A 23604-nucleotide genomic window follows, 5' to 3' on the forward strand; every position below is an offset into this window, starting at 1 on the left:
CCGCCGGTGACGCCGTCGTCCTCGGCCTCAGCCGGAGCCGGATGATGCGCGGAGCCGCACACTGGGCACGGTTCGCCGTCCTGCAGCTGCTCCGCTAACCGGGTTGCCCACAGATGGCGTTCGCGCACCTTTAGCGCCTGACGCAGCGACTGTTCGGATCCGGTGAGCTCAGCAGCATGCTGCTGCAGTTCTTTCTCCAACATCGTCAGCTCCAAAGCAGCTTCCGCAAGCTGTCCGGCAAGCGTTTGGCTGGATAGCTGCACCTCGGCAACTTCACGAACGATTTGCTCCAGCTTACCCTCTGCCTGCTGCAAGCTTGTCCGAGCAGCCGCTTCCTCCTGCTCCGCTTGCGCGAGCTGCTCCTGCAATGCGGCCAACTGCTGGGCCAGCCGTACGGCAGCTTGCGCCTGCTGACGCTCCTCGGCCTTCACTTCCGTCGCCTTCAGCTGCTGCTCCAGCTCGCGCTGGCGTGTCTGCGCCTTGGCCAGCAGCTGCTCCTCCTTCGCCGTCTGCTCGGCGAGGAGCTGCTTACGCTGCGCGCCCTCCGCGCGCTGCGCCGCGATCCGCTGCAGCTCGGCGCCAAGGCGCGCGGCCTCCTCCTGCAGGCTGCGCGCCTGCTCCAGCTGCTCGAGCCGTACGAGCAGCGCCGGCTCCTCGCGGCCGAGCGCCGCCGCTGCGGCTTCCGCAGCCGCACTGGCCTCGGCGGCCGCCGCAGCCCCAGCCCGGGCGGCCTGCTCGGCCTCGGCCGCGGCTAGCGCGCGGGCGGCGGCGGCGCGCTGCGCCTCTTGCCAGGCCGTCAGCACCGGCCTGAGCGCCTCGGCGGCGCTCCCGCGCGCCAGCTTCGCCTCCAGCGCGGCGATCTCGCCGCCTTGCGCGCGCAGCGCCTCCAGCTGCGCCGCTCGCTCGGCGCGCTCGACCGCCAGCTCGCGCACTTTGGCGAGCTGGTCATAGCGCTGCTGCGCGTGCAGCAGCTCGCGGCGCCGCTCGGCGGCGAGCGCCGCCGCCTCTTGCACCGCTGCCGCCGCTTGCTCCAGCGCCTCGGCGGAGGCATTCCCGAGCCCTTGCTGCTCGGCGGCCACCTCGGCGCGGCGCTGCTCGTTTGCTCTGACCTTGCGGGTCAGCTTCTGCCCTAGCAGGTCACCGTATTTTTCCAAGTGGAACAGCCGCTGCAGCATCGCCCGTCGGTCCGCCCCCTTCAGGGACAGGAACTCGGCGAATTTTCCCTGAGGCAAAACAACCGCACGGGTGAAATCATCCATTTTGAGACCGAGCTTCTGCTCCACGCAACGTGTCACATCAGCCAGCTTGTCGGCGATGACTTTTTCCTCATCATCCGGCAAAATTTCGATAAACCGACTGATCGTATTGCTGACCGACAACTCGCTCTGGCGCTTAAACCGCCGCTCCACCCGGTAACGCTCCGTCCCGGCCGCAGAAGTCAGCTCGAACGTAAACGCCACAAACAGCGCGTCCTCCAAATGGTTCATAATCCCTTGGGTTCCGCCGGATGCACGGCCAACTTTGCCGTAAAGGGCCAACGTGATCGCATCCAGAATCGTCGACTTCCCGCTGCCCGTCGGCCCAAAAATGCCAAACAACCCTGTCTCACACAGCTCGGTAAAATCGATCGTCTGCATTTCCCGGTAGCTTTGCAGCCCGGCTAATTTTAGCGTAATCGGCTTCATCGACTTCCCCCCTCCACAGCACCATCCGCTGCCGCGCTTTCATCCTCTTCTTCGGAGACGAGGGACATAAACAGCTCAACCAACTCTTCCTCCGGCTCAGCTCCACCGGTTTGTCGCTGGTAAAACTTGCGGAACAGCTCATGCACCGGCACGCTCTCGCGGGAGGCGAGCTCCTCCTGCAGCTCCCGTCCCGGATAGACCGGGCGAATATGGACGATCCCGTCATGAGCCTTACGCAGCGCCTGGATGTCGCTGAGCGCCATCGCTTCGGTTAGGCTGATTTCGAGGTCGATAAACGCGTTCGCGTCCCTTCCCTCTTCCAACCAACGGTACGCCTCTGCCAGCCCGCCCCGGCAGCTCCAGCGTACCAGCGGCCTCCCGCTGCTCAAGTACAGCTCCTCCAAGATCGGCTCCTTCCCAGGTACCGCATCCAGGAGCATCACTGATTTGGCTTGTCCTGCCTCGGAAAAAGAATACGCCAGCGGCGACCCGCTATACCGGGTTAATCCGGCTCCCTTTACCGCTTGCGGCCGGTGCAGATGCCCCAGCGCCGTGTATTGCGCGCCGATGTCCAGCGCCGACGGGTCCACGGTATAAGCGCCGCCAACCTGAATCGGCCGTTCGGAGTCCGATTCCACGCCGCCAAGCACATAGATATGGCTCATCGCGAGGTTCACGGTGTCCGGGCGAAACGCCCCGGCCAGCTGGCGCATCAACATCCCTACCTTGGCGCTGTAAGCCAGCCGCAGTTCGGATTCATCCGCATCGCCGGCCAGCAGCTCGGACAACCGGGCTTCGGAAGGATACGGCAACGCAGCGATGACCGCCGTCTCCCCGGTGCGCGGCACAGGAACGGTGATCGCCTCAGGCACCGGCAGCCCCACCAACGAAATGCCCCGGCGCGCCACCAGCGGCGATACCGCAGCCACCCGCTCCGGCTGGTCATGGTTCCCGGCGATCACCGCCAGATGGCAGCCGGTCTCCGTCAGCCGTGCCGCCGCATCGTAGAACATCGCTTCCGCCGCAGCCGGCGGATTCACACTGTCATACACGTCGCCCGCCATCAAGACGAGATCTACTTGCTGATCCTTGACTATCTGCACTAGCTCGTCCAGAAACGCCTCCTGCTCTGTGAGCCGACTGCGTCCCTCCAGCGTGCGCCCCAAATGCCAATCGCCCGTATGTAAAATGCGCATCCCTTTCTCCCCCTTGATCTTGGCTAAGTACGCCGGCATTCTAGCACTCACTCTATTTCGGATAGATGGGGGGCAGCCTTTATTGGCTGCCCGCATCCATGGAGATTACAATCTCACCGCTTGGCCGCCGTCAAAGAAATACAACCATTTCTCATCCACGGTCGAACCGGTGATATCCTCAACCGCTTGGGCGTACAACTCCAGCTGGAACCGGTACGATTCCGCCAGCGCTTTCGCCCCCCCGCGATGCTCCAGCACTCGGTCGCTTTTGTAATCTAGTAGGTACACTTTGCCGCCTACTGCGAACAGGCAGTCCACAATCCCCTGGATCAGGACCGTTTCCCCGTCCAGCTCCTGGAATGCAGCGCTTGGCGATCCATCTTGCATCGTTTCCAATCCGCTCAGCTGCGGCGAGGCTTCCGCTGCAGGCAGCCCGTAGCTGAACGGCATCTCGCGTTTCACCCAGTCCGCCTGCCGCAGCAGTTCGCCAAGCGGGCTCTGCAGCAATCTTGAGATGCTATCCACCTCAATGGCCGCCGCCTGCTCCGCGGTCATAATTTTCCGCTCGATCAACCGATTCAGCGTCGCTTGAACGACTGCGATTCCCGGCTCTGCGTCAAACGGCAGGTGCTGCATCAGCGTATGGTAGGCGACCCCACGTTCGGTTGGAGTCAGCTTGCGCTGCTCCATGAACCGCGGACGGCGCAGATGCAGCTTGAACTCCGGCTGCTCTTCCGCCTCTGCCTGTTCTCGCTCGCGCAATAGCTCCGCTTCTACGAAGACGTCACGAGCCGGTTCCTCCTGCAGCGACAACAGCGCCTTCATCTCCGTCACTGAGGTTTTGGGCGCGACTCGGCTTGCTGCCGCATAAGGATACGTCCAGTTGAGCCGTGACTCCACCATAACTCTCATCTCAGCCGCCTCGACGTCTTCTGCCTCTTCCGGCAGGACCGCTGTCGGCTGACCAGACAGCAACGCCTTGATTTGCGCCGAATCCACTGCCGCAGTCTCCGCAGTGACAGCCGCTTCTGCCACCGCTCCGTTCTGTCCCGCCGTGCGGGCGGAAAGAAACGCGATGTGCCAGTCGGAAGGGCTGTCCGCCAACACGGCAGGACCAACCTCCGGCAGCCCGGCGAACTGCCGCAGCTCCCGTGCGCTTGGATGGCGGATCAGCGCTGGGCCAATCCAGTCGAGATAGCAGCGTCCCCGCGCCAGCAAATAATCCGGCAGCTGATGCTCACTCGCCTCCAGCGCACCGCCCCAAGCTTCGACGGACTTGGTGAGATTTTTGACCGAAGAGACGAGTACAAGCTTGTCCTTCGGGCGGGTAAGCGCCACGTACAGAACGCGCATCTCCTCCGCCAACAGCTCCATCTGCGCCCGCCGCCGGATCGCCAGGTTCGGCAACGTCGGGTAGCTGACGCGTGTGTTCGCGTCAACGTACTTCGGACCAAAGCCAAGCTCCTTATGCATCAGAAACGGTGCGTTCAGATCCTGTCGATTAAATTGCCTGGACAATCCGGCGATGAACACAACCGGGAACTCCAAGCCTTTACTCTTGTGGATCGTCATGATGCGTACGCCGTCGCCCTGTTCCCCGGCATCGCCCGGAGCCCCAAGGTCGCCGCCGTTCTCGCGCAGTCGAGTAACGTAACGCAAGAAGCGGAACAACCCGGGGGCCGAAGATGATACCTCGTATTGTCTCGCCCGATCCAGCAGCGCCTGCAGGTTGCTCTGACGCTGGGTTCCGCCCGGCAAGCCGCCAACCCATTCCAGATAACCGGTTTCCCGGTAAATCTCGCGGATCAGGTCGCTAAGCTGCCCAACCCGTGCCATGCTGCGCCACGTGTCCAATTGCCGCAAGAACGCCTGCAGCTTCAGCGCCAAAGCATCGCTAATCGGTTCAACCGGGCTCGTCTCCGGATGAGATACCGAAGCTTCTCCAGCGCCTCCTTCCCTATTGTCACTTAGCGCAACTCCCGCGGCTGCCCGTGCCAGAACCGCCTCATAGTAACGGCCGCTTGGGGAAGCTAGGCGTATGTCCGCCAGCTCCTCCTCAGAAAAATCGTACAGCGGCGAACGTAACACCGCTGCCAGCGGAATATCCTGCAGCGGATTGTCGATCACCTGCAGAAGCGACAGCATCGTTTCAACCTCGGACGCCTGAAAATAACCTTGGCTTAACTCCCCGTACGCCGGAATTCCTTCCACTCGAAGCTCCTCGATCATTGCCGGCGCCCAGGTCAACGTCGACCGCAGCAAAATCACCATATCTCGGAAAGCGACCGGACGCATCGTCTGCAGCTGCTTGTCGTAGATGCGCAGCGGTTCACCGCCTTCGCCCAACATCCCGCGAATACGAGCTGCAATGGCGCGGGCTTCCAGCCGCACCGCCTCAATCAACGCAGCCTCATCTTCCTCGTCCCCGCCTTCGCCGTCCAAGGGTTCGCTGTCTCTGCTATCGAACGAGTCTGAACCGCTGCTTGATCCGTTGTCGCGATCAATCAGCAAGAGCTCTGGGCGATAATCCTCGGTTCCCTGCGGTGGAAAGCCTTCCCCATACACCAGCTCGGCCCGTGTATCGTACGATATTTCCGCTACACTCTCGTTCATGATCTGTCGGAACAGTAAATTCACCGCGTCAACGACCTCGCGCCGGCTGCGGAAGTTCCGCGCCAAATCGATGCGCAGCCCGGCTCCGTCAAAATCGTCGCCATAGGTTCGATATTTCTCCAGGAACAGCCCGGGTTCCGCCAAGCGGAAACGATAGATGCTCTGCTTCACATCGCCAACCATAAACCGATTGCCCGGGTTCTCCCGGGAAATTAAGCGTACAATCGTCTCCTGCACCGTATTGGTGTCCTGATACTCGTCCAGCAGCACCTCATCGAATTGCCGGCGGTATTCCATGGCCGCATCAGACGGTCGCAGCTCGCCCGGCTCCGAATCCGGATGCCGCAGAATTTGCAGGCAATAATGCTCCAGGTCGGAGAAGTCGAGCCAGCCCTTGGACACTTTTTGCAGCCGGTAACGTTCTCCAAATTCACTCACGAGCTCCGATAATGCACCAAGCAGTGGAGCCATGTCATGCATCTCCCGCAAAAACGCCTCCGCCGGTCGACCATACAGCTGCGTCCGCAAATCGGTGACTGTCTTCTTCGCTTCTTCTCGCAGCGCTTTTACCCGCTCCTGTACCTCCGGATCGGTCTGGTCTTTCTTGACCGGCTTCAGCTTGCCAAAGTTCACCCCTTGAAACGCGTCATACAACGAAGCCCAAGCTCCGCCTGCCACCGCTTCCTGCAGCGAGCGGACCACGTTCAGATCATCCTCCAGCGTGACGGCATACGGCTCCGGCCCTCCCGGAGATAACGCCAGCGCCTTTGCTTGCGTCAGCAAGCTGATCGCGCCTCCCAGCGCCAACTTCGTATCGGCCAATAGGCTTTGGACCCATGCGCTCTTCTCTAGGGCAGCGAGATCTGGAGCCATAAAAGAGGAAGACGCTTCCTGAAGCCAGTGATCTGGCCAAGGATGGCTGCGCGAGAAGTCATAAAGCCGCTGCACCAGCGTAAAGACCGCCGCATCGGTGCGCTCTCCGCCAAACAGATCCACCAGCTTCAAGAACGGGCTGTCCGCCGGTTCACCTCCGTATTTATCCTCTAGCAGCTCCTCCAGCACCTCTTGACGCAGCAGCGCTGTCTCACTTTCCGAGGCAATCCGAAAGCCTGGATCGAGCGGGATCAGCGTGTAATAGCGTTGAATAACTTCCATACAAAACGAGTGGAGCGTCGTGATCGAAGCGCGCCCTAACATGGCCAGCTGATGGTTCAAGTACTCGTTGCCCGGGTCCTTGGCTAATTCCTTCTCCAGCGCTTCCGTGATCCGACCCCGCATCTCCGCAGCGGCGGCTTTGGTAAACGTAGCCACCAGCAGCCGCTCCACGCTCAGCGGCTGTTCGCGGTCCGTCAGCTTGCGGATAATCCGCTCGACGAGCACCGCTGTCTTGCCGGACCCAGCGGCTGCGGCCACCAGCATGTCACCGCCGGACAAGGCGATCGCCCGCCATTGGTCATCACTCCAGTAACTTCCAGCTGGTTTTGGTTTCGTCGGGATGGTCATGAAGGGTTCGCCTCCTTTCCGCGCTCCTGTCCGAGGAGCTGCCAAATTTCGTTTTTGCCCGGTTTGCCGAGGACGTGATATGCGTTGCCGTCCAATGCTTCCTCAAAGCGGCACACCGGTTTGTAGGGACAAAACGTACAAGCCGTCTCCAGGCCAAGTCGATATGGGGCAATCTGCACGTCACCGTCGGTGATGCGCGTGCCAATCTCCGTAATCGTCCGTCGTACAGAACCCAGCAGCGTATCCCACTGCTCCGGCGTTGCAACCGAGGCGCTGCTGTAGAAGCCGCCATCCGCCTTAATGGCCACCGGAATGATATCGGAATAGCCTTTTTCCAGTTGGGCATCCATCTTCGCGATCACATCCCGGTCTGCGAGCAGCAAGCCCTTCATCTTGAATCGCTTTAGCAGCTCCTGCTGCGCCTGCTCCGCACTCATGCCGTTGCTGCTTTGCAGCAGCGGGTTATGCACATGGAAATACAACGTGCCGGCAGGAAGGGCAGGCTGCCCCAGCCAGGCTTCCGCCGAGGACAGCAGAACGTCCAGATAGGTGAGCATTTGTAGAGATAAGCCGTAATACACTTCGTGCAGCTTTAGGTCGGTCTGACTCGACTTGTAGTCGATGACCCGCAAGAGCAGGCCTTGTTCGCCTTCCGCCATATCCACACGGTCAATCCGGCCGACGATTTCCATCACGCAGCCGTTGGGCAGCTCAAACGTCAGCGGAGGCAAGGGCCGCCCTGGTCCAAAATCCAGCTCCAGGCCAACCGGCTCGAAGCTGCCGCGACGCGCTTGCTCGCCAAGGATTAACGAAGCCCGACCGACGATCGCTTTCAGCTTGCGGGAAATATAACCGTAGCGCTTGGAGCTAAGCAGGATTTCGCCCTGCAGCTTAGGTGCCAACTCATCAACAGCCGAATTGGCGGCCTGAATCGCTTCCTCTGGCGTAAGGCTGCCCCAGCTGCGGTTTTGCGACTTGAAGGTGATCGCCATCTGACTGAGCGCCGCATGGAACAGCTGTCCGATATCCGGCGCTTGCAGTCGGTAAAGCTGGCGTTCCTTCAGCTTCAGCCCATGTGAAGCGAAGTGCGCGAACGGACAAGCCGAGAACTGTTCCATCCGCGATACGCTTGTCCGCAGCCGTTTGCCGTAAAGCCGTCGGCTCGTTGCCGGCGTCAAACCGCGCACCCGGTTACGATAATCCAGCGAGGTCAGCAGGCGAGCCGTTTTGCTTTCCCATTCCGGTCGGGACTTGTACCATTCCAGCACACGCCACCACAGCGGCGAAATGGACTCTCCCGTCTTCCACAGTCGCAGCTGACCGATTAAGGCGTTTAGCGTCGGACCCGGATGAGAGACGTATTCAAGCTGAGAAGCGAACGGATCGGTGGAGCTGCTGACAGGCCCCGGCGCTAATAGCAGCGGCTGCTCCTTTAGTCCCGGGAAGATCCGCTTCACATGCCGGATCACCTCCGATGGTAAAAGTGCCCCCCCCTCACCATCGGCAGCGGGGTAGCTTAACCAGAGCGAACGGCTTGCCCCGGACAACGCTTCGTAGATGAGGAAACGTTCATCCAACAGCTTGCGGGCCAGCCCCGGAGCCAGCTCCAAGCCAAGCTCCGCCAGTCGCTCCCGCTCCTGCTCGCTGAGCACCCCCTCCTCTTGCAAATTGGCTGGCATGATTCCTTCATTAATGCCAAGCAAGAACAGATGCTTGACCTGCCCCGAACGCGTCCGCTCCGTACTCCCGATCAGCACCTGGTCGAGCGAAGGCGGCACCAGCGACACCTTCAGCTCCTTGAGCCCGGTCTCCAGCACGCCGGCAAAGAGCTCCAGCTCCAACGGCTCGTCCCCCATCATCTCTACGATCTGGTCAAGCACGTCCAATACCGCGCCCCATAATTGGCGATGCTCCATCGCCTGACGCGGCTTACCTTCGCGAACCATTTGGTGTGCCAACACATCCAGGCGCTGGGCGGCTTCCACCCGCTCCAGCAAATGGTACACTGCCGCACACATATCTTCTGCGTTCTTCGCCTTACGGATTTCTTTCTCAAAAGCGGTCAAAGGGCCGGCGACCGCAGCGCGGCACCGCTCCAACAGCTGCAGCTGCTCCATGGCTTTCGTGGATGCCGACGTTTGATCCTCCAGCTCCAGCGACAGGCTGGGCGCCGATTTCCAAGGACGGCCGTCAAACCATCGATAACCTTGGATTCCGCTCGCCAGAGCATAATTCTCCAGCACATCCATATGTTCACGCGTCAGACTGCCGTCCAGCGGCAGAAGAAATTCGCTTTTCACGCAGCGAAATACGTCTTCGTATCTCCAAAACCCAAGCACAACGTCCAGCGCCGCCCGAATAAACTCGATCATGGGGTGATACAGCATGCTTGTTTTCTGGTCAAGGAAATAAGGGATCCCGTATGCTTCCATCGTTGGAGCAAGCAGTTCTTCATAATCCCCTAAGTTGCGCACCAAGAGCGCCATGTCCCGCCAGCGCACACCTTCTTCCCGGGCGAGACGCACCATCTCACGTGCCGCCCCTTCGACCTCGGCTCGCCGGCTGGCCGCCCGGTGCAGAGACAAGGCATTCTCTAAATCTTTAGGCGGCTCAGACTTCGGCCATGGCGAACGTCGCTCGTAAGCCGACTCCAAGTATGAAAGCGTCTCGCTCTCCCGAAACCGCGGGAACGGGCGAGCTTCCAGCAGCTCCGGCGGCAGCACCTCAATCCCCTCTTCTGCAGCCAGTCGGCTCAGCTTCACGAAGGCAGATGCAGGGGTATAGAACAGGTTAAGTTCATGCGGCTGATTTCCATCGTTGTATACTCGGTCTAATGTCAGTGAGACCGTAACCGAAGCCGCCGTTTTCAGCAGCGCGAGAATCGCAGTATATTCCTGAGGGGTAAACGTATGAAACCCGTCAATCCAAATTTCCGCCCCGCGCAAATAAGCCGACTCGCTGGCCCCCTGCGCCAGCTTGACGACATGGTCCTCGTTGTCGATGTACAAGCGGGACAGTTCTTCGTCATACTCCGCGAACAGGAGGCTCAAATCGTGCATTTTATCTTTTAATAAAGGAGACTCCCCTTCGATCTGCTCCAGAAGATGATAATGCTCCTGCAAAGTGGAGAAATCCACGTTATATTTCTTCATTTCCGTATACAGCCCGGCGATCCGGTCAATTAATCCGAGCTGGTCTCCGCCGTGTCCAAACAGCTTCAACTCGTCTTTGCGGCGGCGCATGAGCTTGTACAGCAGCATTTTCTTGCCTTCATCATCGATCGGCACCAATGCCGCACCTCCGGTTTCCTGCATGACGCGCAGCGCCAATCGACGAAATCCTAACACCTGAGTGCGTACTGTACCGTGCAGTCCCGGGGCCGTAGCGATCCGCTGCTCGATCTGAAACGTGCCTTGCTCCGGGGTTAAAATAATGAGCGGCGGACCCATCGGTTGCTCCCGCAGCTTGGAGGTCACCCGGTCAAGAATGAGGCTTGTTTTGCCGCTGCCGGAGCGGCCGAGTATAAACTGTAAAGACATGGAAATCCCTCCTACGACGGACAATTCGTTAAGTTCCAGTATAGCATAAATACGATCAAACATTCGCATCTTCTTCCGTCACAAAAACAGCCTCGCACCGCGAAAGCTCGCGAAACGAGGCTGTAATTCAATTATATTCAATTTTATAACGCGTGTTTGCTGCGCACTTCGAAAATGGCAAATTTCAGGTAATGTCCTTCGTCCACCCCAAGAATTTGCGGGTGGTCCTTACCGGCTGCCCGCCATTCCACAAGACGCAGTACTTTGCCCGCATCCTCCGCTGCCTCAAGAATCGTCTCCAGGAACAGATCCGGACGCATATGGTAAGAGCAGCTGGCCGTGACCAAATAGCCGCCTTCATTTACCAGCTTCATGCCGTGCAGGTTAATGTCTTTATAGCCGCGAACGGCGCCTTTGACCGCCGCTTTCGTCTTGGCGAACGCCGGTGGATCGAGGATCACGACGTCCCACGTCCGCCCGCCGCCGGCGGTCAAAGGCACGGAAGTATCGACCTTAGCGTCCTGGGCAGCCCGCCGTGCCCGTTCCTCCAAGCCCTTTACCTGGCTGCGCAGATAGTCAAACGCATCAGCCACCACAAATTCGACGCGATCGGTGAACCCATTCAGTTCCACGTTCCGCTTCGCACTTTCTATCGCATGCTCGGAGATGTCAAGGCAAGTGACCTTTTTGGCTCCATATTTGCAAGCATGCAAGGTGAAGCTTCCGGTATGCGAGAAGCATTCCAGCACGGTAGCTCCATCCCAGTACGGGAAGGTGACTTCTTTACCGTTCCGGTTAACCGGTGCGAGACGCACACCGCCGTCTTCCGTGGGCAGCTCCTGCAGCGAAATGCCGCTGCGGCCACCCCAGCCGGTCATCAACGGCTTGATGGACGCCCGGTTTTCCCGCTGGTCGAAGAAATACCCGGTTTTTTGCCCCTGCTCGATATCCACCTCGATCTTAAGCCCGTTCTCTGAAACGATCACATGGCGCGGCGGCTGGCCAAAGATCGACCCTTTCACCTGCTCCAAGCCTTCCATTTCCCGGACACCTACATCACTGCGTTCATAGATGCCAACGGGGTGCATCACTTCGGACAACGCCTCTACGATCTGCTCCCGACAGCGGTCCATCCCCAGTGTAAGCAGTTGTACTACCAACACGTCACCAAATTTGTCCACAATCAGCCCCGGCAAAAAGTCGGCCTCTCCGTATACGAAACGGTAAGCGTCCTCCTTCACGAACCGTTCCCGATGCTTCAAGCATTCCTGAAACCTACGGACAAAAAAGGCCTTGTCCATCGCCTCCAACGGTGTATACGACACGATGCGGACAGTAATTTGTGAAGCCGGGTTGTAATACCCGGTGGCCAGATAACGGTTCCGGTGATCAACCACCTCAACCAAATCGCCCGGTTTCACCTCTCCTTCCAATCGTTCGATTTCATTTTTGAAGATCCAAGGATGTCCTTTTTCCACCCGTTTCTTGCGGCTGCGTTGCAATATGACCCTTGCCACTTAATCCTTCACTCCTCATTTTAAATATGACTCACGACGCCTAAAGCACCGCTGCGACCGGGACGGTTCGTCAGCCTGACTGGCATGGAAGTTGTCCGACCGTCATATATGTAACTTGTACGATTATCGCTTGTCTGCATTTGACAGATCATCCGGGGAGGGAGGTTGCCAGCATGTTTCATGAGATTTTGTTTCCTGTGACGTTTGGCTTCGCCCTGTTCCTGTTCGGCATGAAGGTCATGGAGGCGGCCCTGCACGCATGGGCAGGTCCACGACTGATTGGTGTTCTTCACCGGACGACGCGGACACCTTGGACCGGCCTTGTATCGAGCACCTTCATCACGGCCGTCTTACAGAGCAGCACCGCTGTAACCGTCATGACAATTGGCCTGGTTAACGCCCGCCTGTTGTCCTATGCACGGACGCTCGGCATTATTCTGGGAGGGAATATCGGAACCTGCCTGACCACAGAACTGCTTGCCCTTAATATAGCCAAGCTGGGAGTCCCCATGCTGATCGTTTCGTTCACGTTATGGGCCGCCGCCGTGCTGGCAGGCGAAATGTTGCCAAACTATATCCAACGCCGCATCCCCTGGTTGCTGCCCTTGCAGTATGCTGCCCTGGCTATCGCCGGCTTCAGCCTCGTTATGATCGCCATCCGTTTTATGCAGTCGATTGGTCCGGCGCTGGAAGAGCGCGGCGTGATCTCCTGGCTGCTGGAGCATGCCACCGGCAGCCTGTTGTGGGGCGCCTTTGCCGGCGCTATCCTGACGGCGATCATTCATAGCAGTGCTGCCGTCGTCGCCATGACGATGGGACTCGCCGCCAGTGGTGCCTTGCCGGTCGAATTTGGCATCGCCATGGTTATCGGCTCCAACGTAGGCACCTGTGTCACGGCGGTCATCGCCGCCATCAGCGGCACCCGAGCTGGCCGCTTCGTCGCATGGTCGCATGTAACGCTCAACGTATTGGGAGCAGTCTTGTTCTTGCCGCTAGTTCCGCTGCTGCAAGGGGCGGCAGCCTGGTTAACCAGCGATCTTTCAGCGCAAATCGCTCACACGCAGACGATTTTTAATGTGGTCTGCTCCTTGCTGGCGCTGCCGTTCTGCTATTTGCCAATCTGGTCCAAGCTGGACCCGCCTGAAGACCTGGATCATCACGCCGGCCCCCTCCTTCCGAATGCGAAGGCATCTAAATAGCCGCAAAAATGCAGTTATTTTCCCCGATATTCTCCCATCTCCTCAATATCGCAGAAAACAACTGCACCGTATTAGTTCTCCGGCTCGATCCCCAGCATTTGCAAGGCCTTCTCTAAGATGAAGTCGTTATTGTCATATCCCGCCTTGCGTTGCTGACGCCAAGCCTCCTGCGGCTCGTACCAGGACACGCTGCGGATCTCCTCAAGCTGAGGACGGAGGGCACCGCTTTGCCATTCTACCAGGTAATAATGGACTTCTTTTTCCACGGAGCCGAGTTTGGGATGATGGTAAGTATATGCGATGATATCAATCAATTTATTAATCCGGCCCACAATGCCGGTTTCTTCCAAAATTTCGCGCAGCGCCGTTTGTTCCACGGTTTCTCCCGGTTCCCGCTTCCCTTTCGGAAACGATATCTTGCCATAACGATCGGTAATCAGTTGCACTTGCAGCCGTCCGTCTTGGATGCGATAAACGACGCCTCCAGCAGAGATTTCTTTGAATGGCATTCTGGCTGTACCTCCTTTATTTTACCCAAGCCTCCCAATGGACTGAGGCGCTTCTGTTCGCTGTTCCCTTCAGGATATGCCGTCTTCGGCGCTGGGCGAGAAATTGTTGACGCCCGTTGTTATTTGTTAATTATAGGTGCATCGCACTCATACTTCCAAATTACCCGTATGTAACAACAAGGATTTCAACCCCAATCAGGGTGAAATCCTTGACCTATGCCCGATGGCGGGCGACCTTATTAAGCTAAGGCTTGAGTGGCATCGTCCAGAACTCGAACTAACTGTCCTTCGCAGGTGTTCGCATCCGCTTTGGTCAGCTTCACGCGGCAGATTTTGCCGGTCAAGTCCGGTGTGCCCGGGAAGCGAATTTGCAGGTAGTTGTCGCTGAAGCCCGTCACGAAGCCGTCTCCGGCAGTGCCCTTCTCATCCTTCTCTGGAATGACATCCAGCACCTGACCCACGAATTTCTCCGCATAAGCCAGCTGCATTTGCTCGGACAAGTCGATCAGTTCATGCACGCGAGCATGCTTCACTTCTTCGTCGACCTGGTCCTCCATCCGCGCTGCCGGCGTACCGCTCCGCTTGGAATACGGGAACACGTGCATTTCCGAGAAGCCGATGCGTTTGATCGCTTCGAAGCCTTCACGGAACAGCTCGTCAGTTTCCCCAGGGAAGCCGACAATGATGTCAGTTGTAATCGCAACGTCCGGCATGAAATCGCGGATCATTTTGATTTTATGCTCGAATTCTTCGATCGTGTACTTTCTTCTCATCCGCTTCAGCACTTCATTGCTGCCTGCTTGCAGCGGGATATGGAAGTGACGGCACATCTTCGAGGAGTTCTTCAACACATCCAGCATCCGTTCATCGATCTGGCTTGCTTCAATCGAGCTGATCCGGATACGTCCCAGACCTTCGACTTTATCCAAGTCCCACAGCAGATCGGACAAACGGTAGTTCTCCAAATCATCCCCATAGCCGCCCGTATGGATGCCAGTCAGAACAATTTCCTTATATCCTGCAGCGACCAGTTGACGCGCTTGCTGAATGACGCTTTGCGGGTCGCGGCTGCGCGACAAACCACGCGACCAAGGGATAATACAGAAGGTGCAGAAGTTGTTGCAGCCCTCTTGGATTTTCAGAAAAGCGCGGGTATGATCGGCAAAGCTTGGTACGTCCAGCTCTTCGAACTCCCGGGTCTTCATAATGTTGCGCACAGCGTTAATCGGCTTACGTTGCTCTTGGAGCTGCTTCACGTAAGGGATAATTTTGTCCCGGTCCTGTGTACCGATGACAAGATCTACGCCCGGAATATCCAGAATTTCCGCAGGTGATGTCTGCGCGTAGCAGCCAGTTACCGCAATGATCGCGTCGGGGTTACGGCGCACCGCCCGCCGAATAATCTGACGGCTCTTCTTGTCACCGGTATTCGTCACCGTACAAGTATTAATCAAATAAACGTCGGCAGCTGATTCCTCGAAATCAACCTGTTCATAGCCTTCGTTTTTAAAGAGTTGCCAAATGGCTTCAGTATCATAGAAATTCACTTTACAGCCCAAGGTGTAAAAGGCGACAGTAGGCATCGCTCATTTCCCCCCCATTTCTCCGGATTCATACATGATGCAAGTCAGGGCGGCCATGGCAGCGGTCTCGGTACGCAAAATGCGCCGGCCTAAACCAACGGATACCGCTCCCGCAGCTTCGGCTTCCTCTACTTCCGCTTCGGTAAAGCCGCCTTCCGGTCCAACGACCACAGCGACTTTCACCGTTCTTTCAGGTGTCAACCCGATAACGAAAGGCTTCAGCACGTCTCGCAGCTGCCGGCCGTCCTCTTTTTCATAACATAAACATACCAAATCGTAGTTCTTCAGCTCTACAAGAAGCTTGTCCCATTTGACGGGAAGCTCAACCGTCGGAATTTTGCTGCGATGCGCTTGCTCGGCGGCTTCCTTGGCGATTTTCTGCCAGCGGGTGAGCCGCTTCTCCTCCTTCTTGCTGTCATACTGTACCACCGTACGCTCAGATAAAAAAGGAAGGAAAGAAGCTGCACCAATCTCCGTACACTTCTGAATGACGGTTTCCATTTTGTCGCCTTTGGGCAAGCTTTGGGCTACCGTCACTTGAAGCCACGGTTCGCCCGACGCCGCCAGCTCCTCTATAATAGCCGCGGTCACTTGCTGCGGCTCGATGATTGTAATCTCCGCGAGGACTTCCCGGGATATCCCGTCGCTCACGATCAGCTTATCGCCGGGTTTGGAACGCATCACCCTGCCGATATGACGGGCATCCTCACCGGCAATCGTCACTTCCCGATCGCCAAATTGCGCAGGATCCACAAAATATCGCTGCATGCCATCATCCTCACCGTTCCATAAGGTCAAAAATCACCAAACTACATCATACAACTTTTGAACTCCTGTTTCCAGTCCTCTTCTCCAGCCTATACGCCAAACAAAGCTAGGAAAAGATGGGCAAACTGGTAATAGATCGTTTCGGCTGCATTATATAGCGGCATGATCGTATACTTCTGCATGCCCGGGACGATCAGGATCACTAAGAAGATCAGCACCGACCACTGCTCATATTGCTGCAATTTGCCTAACATGCGGCGCGGCACCACATCCTCCAAAATTCGATAGCCGTCAAGCGGCGGTAAAGGAATCAGGTTAAATAAAAATAAGAAGAAGTTCATGACTGTAAATAGATTAAAGAAAATAAGAACGGCTTGAAATAACTTCTCGTTCGTAATTGCATCCAGCACGCCAAAACGGGCCAGCATCACGTAAATCAGCGTCCCCAGGACACCCAGCAGCAAGTTGCTGAGCGGTCCGGCAACCGATACGATCACACCCATCAGGCGCGGTTTGCTGAAATTGTCACGGTTCACCGGAACCGGCCGGGCCCAACCGAACCCGGCAAGCAGGAGCAGGATAATCCCCAATAGATCAAAATGAACTGCCGGGTTCAACGTCACGCGCCCCAGCAGTTTGGCCGTCGGGTCCCCGAATTTATTAGCAAAATAGGCATGCGAAAATTCATGCAGCGTAAAGGCGATCACCAGGGTGATCAAATAAAAGGGGAGCTGGTCCAACGGAACCCGCAATATTCGGTCTAGAAAATCCATATTGAATTACCTCTTTCTCGCCACAAAAGCGACCCAATCTTCTTCCCGGGCCGTCCGTTCCAGTTCGAAACCCGCGGCAATCAGCGCTTCTTGTACGGCTTGTTCTTTATTCTTATAAATTCCCGAGGCGATATAATAACCGCCAGGCGTCAATGCCTGATAGACATCCTCGATAAACAGCAAAATGATCTCTGCCAAAATGTTCGCCACGACCACCCGTACTGGCAGCTTGATCTCAACATTCGTGCTGCCCTCGCCTTTCAGAACGGATAACAGGTCGCTTTCCACGACTTGGATCCGGTCTTCCAAGCCATTCAGACGCGTGTTCTCTTTCGCACTAGATACAGCGACCGGATCCAGATCCAGCGCCAGCACTTTAGAGGCGCCAAGCCGACACGCACCGATGGCGAGAATCCCTGAGCCCGTGCCGACATCAATCACTTCGTCCCCATCTTGGATTATACTCTCTAGTGTGCGTAAGCAAAGAGAGGTGGTAGGATGCGTACCTGTACCAAACGCCATGCCCGGGTCCAGCTCAATAATTTGCTCATTCGGCGCAACCGGTACATATTCCTCCCACGTCGGTTTGATCGTCAGTCTCTCGGACACCCTTAGCGGCTTGAAATATTGCTTCCAATTGTTCGCCCAATCGTCCTCGCTGACATCCCGCACGGAGATCTCCGCCGCCCCAGGATCAATATCAAAGCTCTTCAGCTCCTCGATGCGTGCGCGAACTTCCGCAATCACATCATCGATATCCAGCCCTTCTGGAAAATACCCGCTGATCTTCGCTTCTCCTTCAGGAATGTCGTTAGGTGGAATTTCAAACCATTGTCCCAGGGAGGTATCCCGAGGTTTATCGTTATCGACGTGCTCTTCAATGGTTACTCCGCCTGCGCCTGCCTCGTGCAGGAAGTTGGAAACCATCTCCACCGCTTCTTCCGTCGTATGTATAGTTAATTCTTTCCAAATCATCGTATGATTTCCTCCTTGACTTACATGCATAAGATTTATTGTACTATAGATTCTGGAACGTGACAAAACAAAACAGGGAACCCTTGGGTCCCCTGTTGCTGTTGATGGTTTACAGCTTGTATTGCCCCTGCTGGCGTGCATCCGCCCGTTCGCTGCGCTCCAGCGCTTCCCAATCCTCTTGATCAGCCATCTCTTCGGAAAACTCTACATCCGTATAGTGTCCGATCGGCAGATTTTTTCCTTTGGCAGAGATCCGCTTAGTTCGCCGATCTTCCTGACTTTGACTCATTTTCTGCTTCAGCTCCTTTCCATGTACTCTCCAATTGGCATGATGAAATCATTCTTCTTTAAGGATTAAATCAAGCCGCCCGCCTCTTCAATGATGCGCAACGCCTGATGGTGAATTGATTCGTCAACGACAGCGGTTAGTAAAATGTCATGACCGGTCGGCCCGCCTTGCCCCCCATGGCTAAGTCCGCTGGCTGCCGGATCTGCTGCTGCCAAGATCCCCGCCGACGGGTTCGTAATCGACGCATCCTGGGTGACCGCCGCCAGGCTGGAGATGCTGCCCGACACCGGATTCATCGGATTGTATCCCTCACCAGCATAACGGCTGAAGCGATCAATCGATATCTCTTCCACCCGCAGTGCACTTAATTTACGGGCAACTCCTTCGGCCTGTTCCGGGCTTTTGAAATAGGCCAAAATGTTCTTTTCAGCCATCCTTCCTCCCTGCCTTTCGTTTTAGGCTTCAATGAAGCTGCACGCGCACAGCCCATTATTCGGTAGGATGTAATTTTGGTCATGGCTTTATACAAATTTGTCCGATTCCCGACTTGATTCAATTTAAATTTGAAACGTTTCCTTGGCTTGTCCGTATTACTCGTTGGGGAAGCGAACATACTTTACTTACAATCATAGGAGGAGTTTATAGACGATGTTAAAAAAAATGATGCTTCTGATGATGGTCTTCACCGTCTTCTTCACCTTCACTGCCCCTGACTTTGCCGACGCAAGACGCGGCGGATTCAAGTCCGGCCCGCGGTCGTACAATCCAACCCCGAAGAAGCCGTCACAAAGCGAATATCAGAATACGACGGGGAATCGCAATAAAACCCAAGCAGGGACTCCGACGACAAACCGCGGATTCTTCAGCGGCGGCAGCTTTATGCGCGGCATGATGATCGGCGGTCTTGCAGGTTTGCTGTTCGGCGGCTTATTTAGCAGTATGGGCTTCTTCGGCAATCTGCTCGGATTAGCTGTGAACCTGTTAGCGATCTATGTAATTGTTGTTGCGGTTGCGGCCCTGTACCGCCGATTCAAAAAACAGCCGCGCCACGACGATTATCGCAATGGAGGCCGTTATTAAGCCATGATCCTCGGGATGGACGAAATCATTAACGCGATTTGCCTGCATACCGCTGAACGGAGAGGCGTCCGCCCCCCCGATGTGACGGTTGAGCTCAGCTGGGATGAAGATACTGGCTATACCGGTGAAGTATGGGTTGGCGGCCGCAGCTGGTACATCGTTGAATCGAACATCATGGAAGCGATCATGGTGTACGTACATCGGGAATACGGCATGCGGGTCTTCCGGGAAGATATCCGGCTGATGCTGGAGGATGAAATTTTAGCGGAAATCCAAACGGAAGGTTAATACTCAATGCCAAAAAACAAAAGCGCGAACTAGGGAATTACTTCTCCTTAGCTCGCGCTTTTATGTTGGAGCGATTAGTCTCCACGAAACGCCCGTTTCATTCGGTCAAAAAACGACTGTTCATGCTCATGGGTATGCTCGCCGTCCAACGCAGCAAATTGACGCAGCAGCTCCTTCTGCTCATCACTGAGCTTGCTTGGCGTCACGACAACCACTTTCACATGCTGGTCGCCTTGGCCGATTCCGCGCAGGCGCGGCACCCCTTTGCCTTTTAAGCGGAAATAGGTTCCGGTTTGCGTGCCTGCCGGAATTTTCAGCTTCACTTTCTCCGTCAGTGTAGGAATTTCAATCTCATCACCCAATGCAGCTTGGGCGAACGTCAACGGAACTTCGCAATAGATATCGTCGCCTTCACGGTCGAAGAAATCATGCGGTTTGACGCGGATTACGATGTACAAATCGCCAGCTGGGCCGCCGCGCAACCCGCCTTCACCTTCACCGGACATCCGCAGTTGCGCTCCATCGTCAACCCCTGCTGGAATGCGCACATGAATTTTACGCTGTTTCTTTACCTTGCCGCTGCCGGCGCAAGTTGGACATTTCTCCTTGATAATTTGCCCTCTGCCGCCGCAGTTCGTACAAGTACGCCGGTTTACCATACGGCCAAATGGTGTATTTTGAACGACTTCCTGCTGCCCGGTGCCGTGACACACCGAACAGGTCACCGGTTTGGTACCAGGTTTGGCTCCAGTCCCAAAGCAGGTGTCGCAGTTTTCCGTACGCGGAATGGTGATGTCCGTTTCTTTCCCGAACACCGCTTCCTTAAATTCGATCGTCATCGTGTATTGCAAATCATTACCGCGCTGCGGCGCATTCGGATCACGCCGGCTGCCGCCGCCGAAGAACATATCGAAAATATCCCCGAAGCCGCCAAAATCCGCGCCAGAGAAGCCGCCGCCCATGCCCTGATTCGGATCGATATGGCCATACTGGTCATAACGCGACCGTTTTGCAGGATCACTTAAGACGTCATAGGCTTCCTTGACTTCTTTAAACTTCGCTTCCGCATCCGCCGCTTTATTGACGTCCGGGTGATATTGCCGGGCCAGCTTGCGGTACGCTTTTTTGATTTCGTCTTCGGACGCATTTTTACTGAGGCCCAGCACCTCGTAGTAATCGCGCTTCTCTGCCATCCTTCCACCCCCATCGGTCATCTTTTCATCACGAAGTAACCCAAGAAGCTGATTCGACATCGAATCTTGAATTCAGCCGGGCCTTCCGTTGCTCACGTACCCTCATGTACGCTCCGCTACTCAGTCCCAGCTTCATCCAACCTTCTCGGTGCTTAAAACCTGACATATCTTTTCATCACGAAGTAACCTATTTAATATCCCTTATCAGCAAAAGGAAAGTCAAAGCGCGGTAGCAGCCCGCACTTTGACCTTCCCGGTTGCCAAAGTCTATTCACCAGACTCAAACTGCTCTGTGAGCCATCTTAGCTTTATTTCTTATCTTCGTCAACCACTTCGTAGTCAGCGTCAACGACATTCTCGCGGTTCTGGCCGCCGGAAGCTTCAGCGTTGTCTTGCGCGCCTGCTGCTTGCGAAGCTTGCTCATACAGCTTCACGGACAACTGCTGAACAACCTCGGTCAATTTCTCCGATGCCGCTTTGATTTGCTCCAGATTGTCGCTTTCCAGCACTTTCTTCAGCTCTTCTTTCGCAGCGTTTGCTTTCTCAACTTCAGCAGCGTCAACTTTGTCGCCCAGATCCTTCAACGTTTTGTCAACGGTGTAGATCAGTTGGTCAGCATTGTTTTTCGCTTCAACCAGCTCTTTGCGTTTTTTATCTTCTTCCGCATGCAGCTCGGCGTCCTTCATCATCCGTTCGATTTCTTCGTCGCTCAAGCCGCTGGAGGAAGTAATCGTAATTTTTTGGCTTTTACCGGTCCCTTTATCGGTTGCCGATACGTTAACGATCCCGTTCGCGTCAATGTCGAAGGTAACTTCGATTTGCGGTACGCCGCGTGGTGCTGGTGGAATATCGCCCAAGATAAAGCGGCCCAGCGTTTTGTTGCCGGCTGCCATTTCCCGTTCCCCTTGCAGGACGTGGATTTCTACGCTTGGCTGATTGTCGGCAAAGGTCGAGAAGATTTGCGACTTGCTCGTCGGAATCGTTGTATTCCGTTCGATCATCTTTGTGAATACGCCGCCAGCCGTTTCGATCCCCAGCGACAGCGGAGTAACGTCAAGCAGGACTACGTCTTTGACATCGCCGGTCAATACGCCGGCTTGCACCGCAGCGCCAAGCGCAACGACTTCGTCCGGGTTGACGCCTTTATGCGGCTCTTTGCCCGTCAGTTTCTTGATGGCTTCTTGTACGGCAGGAATCCGTGTAGAACCACCAACAAGCACGACTTTGTCGATGTCGGCTGGAGTCAAACCAGCATCGCTCAAAGCCCGGCGAGTTGGTCCAAGGGTGCGTTCAACGAGATCCGCAGTCAACTCTTCGAATTTCGCGCGAGTCAGGTTCACTTCAAGGTGTTGCGGCACACCGTCAACAACCGTGATGAATGGCAGAGAAATCGTCGTCGTCAACACGCCGGACAGTTCTTTTTTCGCTTTTTCCGCAGCATCTTTCAAACGTTGTACCGCTGCTTTGTCCTTGCTCAAGTCAACGCCTTGGTCCTTCTTGAACTCGGCTACGAGGTAGTCGATGATCTTCTGGTCGAAGTCGTCGCCGCCCAGATGGTTGTCCCCGCTGGTCGCTTTAACTTCGAAGAAGCCATCGCCCAGTTCGAGGATCGATACGTCAAAGGTACCGCCGCCCAGGTCATATACGAGAATCGTTTGATCTTCAGCTTTCTCCAAACCGTAAGCCAGTGCAGCAGCCGTTGGTTCGTTGACGATCCGCAGCACTTCCAAACCAGCGATTTTCCCGGCATCCTTCGTCGCTTGACGTTGGCTGTCGTTAAAATAAGCCGGAACCGTGATTACCGCTTGGGTGACCGGTTGTCCCAAATACGCTTCTGCGTCAGCTTTCAGCTTCTGCAAAATGATAGCGGAAATTTCTTGCGGCGTATATTCTTTGCCATCGATCACTTCTTTATGGTTCGTCCCCATATGACGTTTGATCGAAATGATTGTCCGATCCGGATTGGTGATCGCTTGACGTTTCGCCGTTTCACCGACAATCCGTTCGCCGTCTTTCTTAAAACCTACGACGGAAGGGGTTGTACGCGCACCTTCCGGGTTAGGAATGACGACCGCTTCGCCGCCCTCCATTACCGCAACGCAGGAGTTAGTTGTACCAAGGTCAATACCGATTACTTTGCTCATTACGTTATGTCCTCCTTAATAGGTTGAATCGTCTTTGGGATTCGTGGTTAGCTGCTGGATTAGCCGCTGACTTTGACCATCGCCGGGCGCAGCACCTTATCTTTCAGCATATAGCCTTTCTGCACAACTTCCACGACGATGCCCTCTTCATGCTCCTCGGATTCCACCTGCATAATCGCCTGATGGAATTCAGGATTAAACGGCTGGCCCTCCGCTTCCATCGCAGTAAGGCCTTCCGCCTTCAACACGCCTTCCAGTTGGCGGAAGATCATTTCCACCCCTTTAACATATGAGGCAGCATCCGTGACGTCTCCGGATGTTTGTAGCGCACGTTCAAAGTTGTCGATCACTGGAAGCAGCTCGGTAATCAGCTTGGCGGATGCATACTTGCCCAGTTCTTCCTTCTCCTTCACCGTACGGCGCCGGTAGTTATCGAAATCCGCCTGAGCACGCAGCAATCGCTGCTGATATTCCTCGTTCTCCGCACGCAGCTTCTCCAGCTCAGCAGTCACATCCACGTTGTTCGCTTCGTTGACAGCTTCAGCAGCACCCTCTGCACCGGCAGCGTTCTGAGTATCTTGCGGTTCTTGAGACGTTACTTCATCTTGCCTCACTTCGGGTCCAGGGGTGTTTTGCAAGTCCTCTTTTACGTTATCGTTCATATTCATTTCTTCCTCTACAGTGTGATTGTTGTCCTGAATCGGCTGTGATTCCTTCAAGATGCTCACCTCCTTAACATGCAGCTAGCCT

General features: G+C 55.9%; 18 protein-coding genes. 3 read left to right on the top strand and 15 right to left on the bottom strand.

Annotated features, from left to right (window positions below; all coding sequences use genetic code 11):
* From RW092_RS14570 to RW092_RS14590, 5 genes are all read right to left on the bottom strand, one after another.
* The coding region (locus RW092_RS14570; RefSeq protein ID WP_316010550.1) for an AAA family ATPase at nucleotides 1–1685 on the bottom strand (1685 nt) is incomplete at its 3' end.
* Nucleotides 1682–2881 (bottom strand): exonuclease SbcCD subunit D, encoded by a 1200-nt coding sequence (locus tag RW092_RS14575; RefSeq protein WP_036624667.1) that lies wholly within the window; start codon nucleotides 2879–2881, stop codon nucleotides 1682–1684. The genes RW092_RS14570 and RW092_RS14575, both read right to left, overlap by 4 nt.
* A gap of 105 nt (nucleotides 2882–2986) precedes the next feature.
* Complete coding sequence (addA, locus tag RW092_RS14580) at nucleotides 2987–6997, bottom strand: helicase-exonuclease AddAB subunit AddA (protein WP_316010551.1); 4011 nt, start codon at nucleotides 6995–6997, stop codon at nucleotides 2987–2989.
* Nucleotides 6994–10536, bottom strand: coding sequence for a helicase-exonuclease AddAB subunit AddB (gene addB, locus RW092_RS14585; RefSeq protein WP_316010552.1), 3543 nt, complete (start codon nucleotides 10534–10536; stop codon nucleotides 6994–6996). The genes addA and addB overlap by 4 nt, the downstream gene beginning before the upstream one ends.
* A gap of 143 nt (nucleotides 10537–10679) precedes the next feature.
* Complete coding sequence (locus RW092_RS14590; protein WP_316010553.1) at nucleotides 10680–12053, bottom strand: class I SAM-dependent rRNA methyltransferase; 1374 nt, start codon at nucleotides 12051–12053, stop codon at nucleotides 10680–10682.
* A gap of 173 nt (nucleotides 12054–12226) precedes the next feature.
* Between RW092_RS14590 and RW092_RS14595 the strand changes: the two genes are divergently transcribed.
* Complete coding sequence (locus RW092_RS14595; protein WP_016311441.1) at nucleotides 12227–13252, top strand: Na/Pi cotransporter family protein; 1026 nt, start codon at nucleotides 12227–12229, stop codon at nucleotides 13250–13252.
* 71 nt (nucleotides 13253–13323) lie between these two features.
* Here RW092_RS14595 and RW092_RS14600 read toward each other — a convergent pair whose 3' ends face one another.
* The 7 genes from RW092_RS14600 to RW092_RS14630 all read right to left on the bottom strand — a co-directional run bounded on the left by RW092_RS14600 (nucleotide 13324) and on the right by RW092_RS14630 (nucleotide 18583).
* Nucleotides 13324–13761: an NUDIX hydrolase gene (locus RW092_RS14600; protein ID WP_028537903.1), complete on the bottom strand. Its 438-nt coding sequence runs from the start codon at nucleotides 13759–13761 to the stop codon at nucleotides 13324–13326.
* A gap of 239 nt (nucleotides 13762–14000) precedes the next feature.
* The gene (mtaB, locus tag RW092_RS14605; protein ID WP_016311439.1) at nucleotides 14001–15344 is read right to left on the bottom strand and encodes a tRNA (N(6)-L-threonylcarbamoyladenosine(37)-C(2))-methylthiotransferase MtaB; all 1344 of its coding nucleotides are present in this window, start codon (nucleotides 15342–15344) and stop codon (nucleotides 14001–14003) included.
* A 3-nt stretch (nucleotides 15345–15347) separates the two neighbouring features.
* Nucleotides 15348–16112, bottom strand: coding sequence for a 16S rRNA (uracil(1498)-N(3))-methyltransferase (locus RW092_RS14610; RefSeq protein WP_085279180.1), 765 nt, complete (start codon nucleotides 16110–16112; stop codon nucleotides 15348–15350).
* A gap of 89 nt (nucleotides 16113–16201) precedes the next feature.
* Nucleotides 16202–16885, bottom strand: a complete 684-nt coding sequence (locus tag RW092_RS14615) for a site-2 protease family protein (protein WP_028537901.1) — start codon at nucleotides 16883–16885, stop codon at nucleotides 16202–16204.
* A gap of 6 nt (nucleotides 16886–16891) precedes the next feature.
* Nucleotides 16892–17860, bottom strand: coding sequence for a 50S ribosomal protein L11 methyltransferase (prmA, locus tag RW092_RS14620; protein ID WP_028537900.1), 969 nt, complete (start codon nucleotides 17858–17860; stop codon nucleotides 16892–16894).
* A gap of 109 nt (nucleotides 17861–17969) precedes the next feature.
* On the bottom strand, nucleotides 17970–18149 hold the full coding sequence (locus tag RW092_RS14625; protein ID WP_016311434.1) for a YfhD family protein: 180 nt from the start codon (nucleotides 18147–18149) through the stop codon (nucleotides 17970–17972).
* Nucleotides 18150–18214: 65 nt separating this feature from the next.
* Nucleotides 18215–18583, bottom strand: a complete 369-nt coding sequence (locus RW092_RS14630; RefSeq protein ID WP_316010554.1) for a hypothetical protein — start codon at nucleotides 18581–18583, stop codon at nucleotides 18215–18217.
* 214 nt (nucleotides 18584–18797) lie between these two features.
* On the opposite strand from RW092_RS14630, the gene RW092_RS14635 reads away from it, so the two are divergent.
* Both RW092_RS14635 and RW092_RS14640 read left to right on the top strand, forming a co-directional pair.
* The gene (locus RW092_RS14635; RefSeq protein WP_316010555.1) at nucleotides 18798–19229 is read left to right on the top strand and encodes a hypothetical protein; all 432 of its coding nucleotides are present in this window, start codon (nucleotides 18798–18800) and stop codon (nucleotides 19227–19229) included.
* Nucleotides 19230–19232: 3 nt separating this feature from the next.
* Nucleotides 19233–19517: a YxcD family protein gene (locus RW092_RS14640; protein WP_028537897.1), complete on the top strand. Its 285-nt coding sequence runs from the start codon at nucleotides 19233–19235 to the stop codon at nucleotides 19515–19517.
* A gap of 74 nt (nucleotides 19518–19591) precedes the next feature.
* On the opposite strand, the gene dnaJ is transcribed toward RW092_RS14640, so the two are convergent.
* The 3 genes from dnaJ to grpE all read right to left on the bottom strand — a co-directional run bounded on the left by dnaJ (nucleotide 19592) and on the right by grpE (nucleotide 23573).
* Nucleotides 19592–20710 (bottom strand): molecular chaperone DnaJ, encoded by a 1119-nt coding sequence (gene dnaJ / locus RW092_RS14645; protein WP_016311430.1) that lies wholly within the window; start codon nucleotides 20708–20710, stop codon nucleotides 19592–19594.
* A 308-nt stretch (nucleotides 20711–21018) separates the two neighbouring features.
* Complete coding sequence (dnaK, locus tag RW092_RS14650; RefSeq protein WP_028537895.1) at nucleotides 21019–22854, bottom strand: molecular chaperone DnaK; 1836 nt, start codon at nucleotides 22852–22854, stop codon at nucleotides 21019–21021.
* A gap of 59 nt (nucleotides 22855–22913) precedes the next feature.
* Entirely contained in the window at nucleotides 22914–23573 is a 660-nt protein-coding gene (gene grpE / locus RW092_RS14655) for a nucleotide exchange factor GrpE (protein WP_254899772.1), read from the bottom strand.
* Nucleotides 23574–23604: the final 31 nt, after the last annotated feature.

Source organism: Paenibacillus sp. 3LSP (assembly GCF_032465655.1).
In the GTDB taxonomy this organism is placed as follows: Bacteria; Bacillota; Bacilli; order Paenibacillales; family Paenibacillaceae; genus Fontibacillus; species Fontibacillus barengoltzii.

What these genes read in the sequence shown, in the direction of transcription:
- RW092_RS14575 (WP_036624667.1), bottom strand. Translation starts at nt 2,881, where the DNA reads ATGCGCATTTTACATACGGGCGATTGGCATTTGGGGCGCACGCTGGAG.
- addA (WP_316010551.1), bottom strand. Translation starts at nt 6,997, where the DNA reads ATGACCATCCCGACGAAACCAAAACCAGCTGGAAGTTACTGGAGTGAT.
- addB (WP_316010552.1), bottom strand. Translation starts at nt 10,536, where the DNA reads ATGTCTTTACAGTTTATACTCGGCCGCTCCGGCAGCGGCAAAACAAGC.
- RW092_RS14595 (WP_016311441.1), top strand. Translation starts at nt 12,227, where the DNA reads ATGTTTCATGAGATTTTGTTTCCTGTGACGTTTGGCTTCGCCCTGTTC.
- RW092_RS14600 (WP_028537903.1), bottom strand. Translation starts at nt 13,761, where the DNA reads ATGCCATTCAAAGAAATCTCTGCTGGAGGCGTCGTTTATCGCATCCAA.
- mtaB (WP_016311439.1), bottom strand. Translation starts at nt 15,344, where the DNA reads ATGCCTACTGTCGCCTTTTACACCTTGGGCTGTAAAGTGAATTTCTAT.
- RW092_RS14610 (WP_085279180.1), bottom strand. Translation starts at nt 16,112, where the DNA reads ATGCAGCGATATTTTGTGGATCCTGCGCAATTTGGCGATCGGGAAGTG.
- RW092_RS14615 (WP_028537901.1), bottom strand. Translation starts at nt 16,885, where the DNA reads ATGGATTTTCTAGACCGAATATTGCGGGTTCCGTTGGACCAGCTCCCC.
- prmA (WP_028537900.1), bottom strand. Translation starts at nt 17,860, where the DNA reads ATGATTTGGAAAGAATTAACTATACATACGACGGAAGAAGCGGTGGAG.
- RW092_RS14625 (WP_016311434.1), bottom strand. Translation starts at nt 18,149, where the DNA reads ATGAGTCAAAGTCAGGAAGATCGGCGAACTAAGCGGATCTCTGCCAAA.
- RW092_RS14630 (WP_316010554.1), bottom strand. Translation starts at nt 18,583, where the DNA reads ATGGCTGAAAAGAACATTTTGGCCTATTTCAAAAGCCCGGAACAGGCC.
- RW092_RS14635 (WP_316010555.1), top strand. Translation starts at nt 18,798, where the DNA reads ATGTTAAAAAAAATGATGCTTCTGATGATGGTCTTCACCGTCTTCTTC.
- RW092_RS14640 (WP_028537897.1), top strand. Translation starts at nt 19,233, where the DNA reads ATGATCCTCGGGATGGACGAAATCATTAACGCGATTTGCCTGCATACC.
- dnaJ (WP_016311430.1), bottom strand. Translation starts at nt 20,710, where the DNA reads ATGGCAGAGAAGCGCGATTACTACGAGGTGCTGGGCCTCAGTAAAAAT.
- dnaK (WP_028537895.1), bottom strand. Translation starts at nt 22,854, where the DNA reads ATGAGCAAAGTAATCGGTATTGACCTTGGTACAACTAACTCCTGCGTT.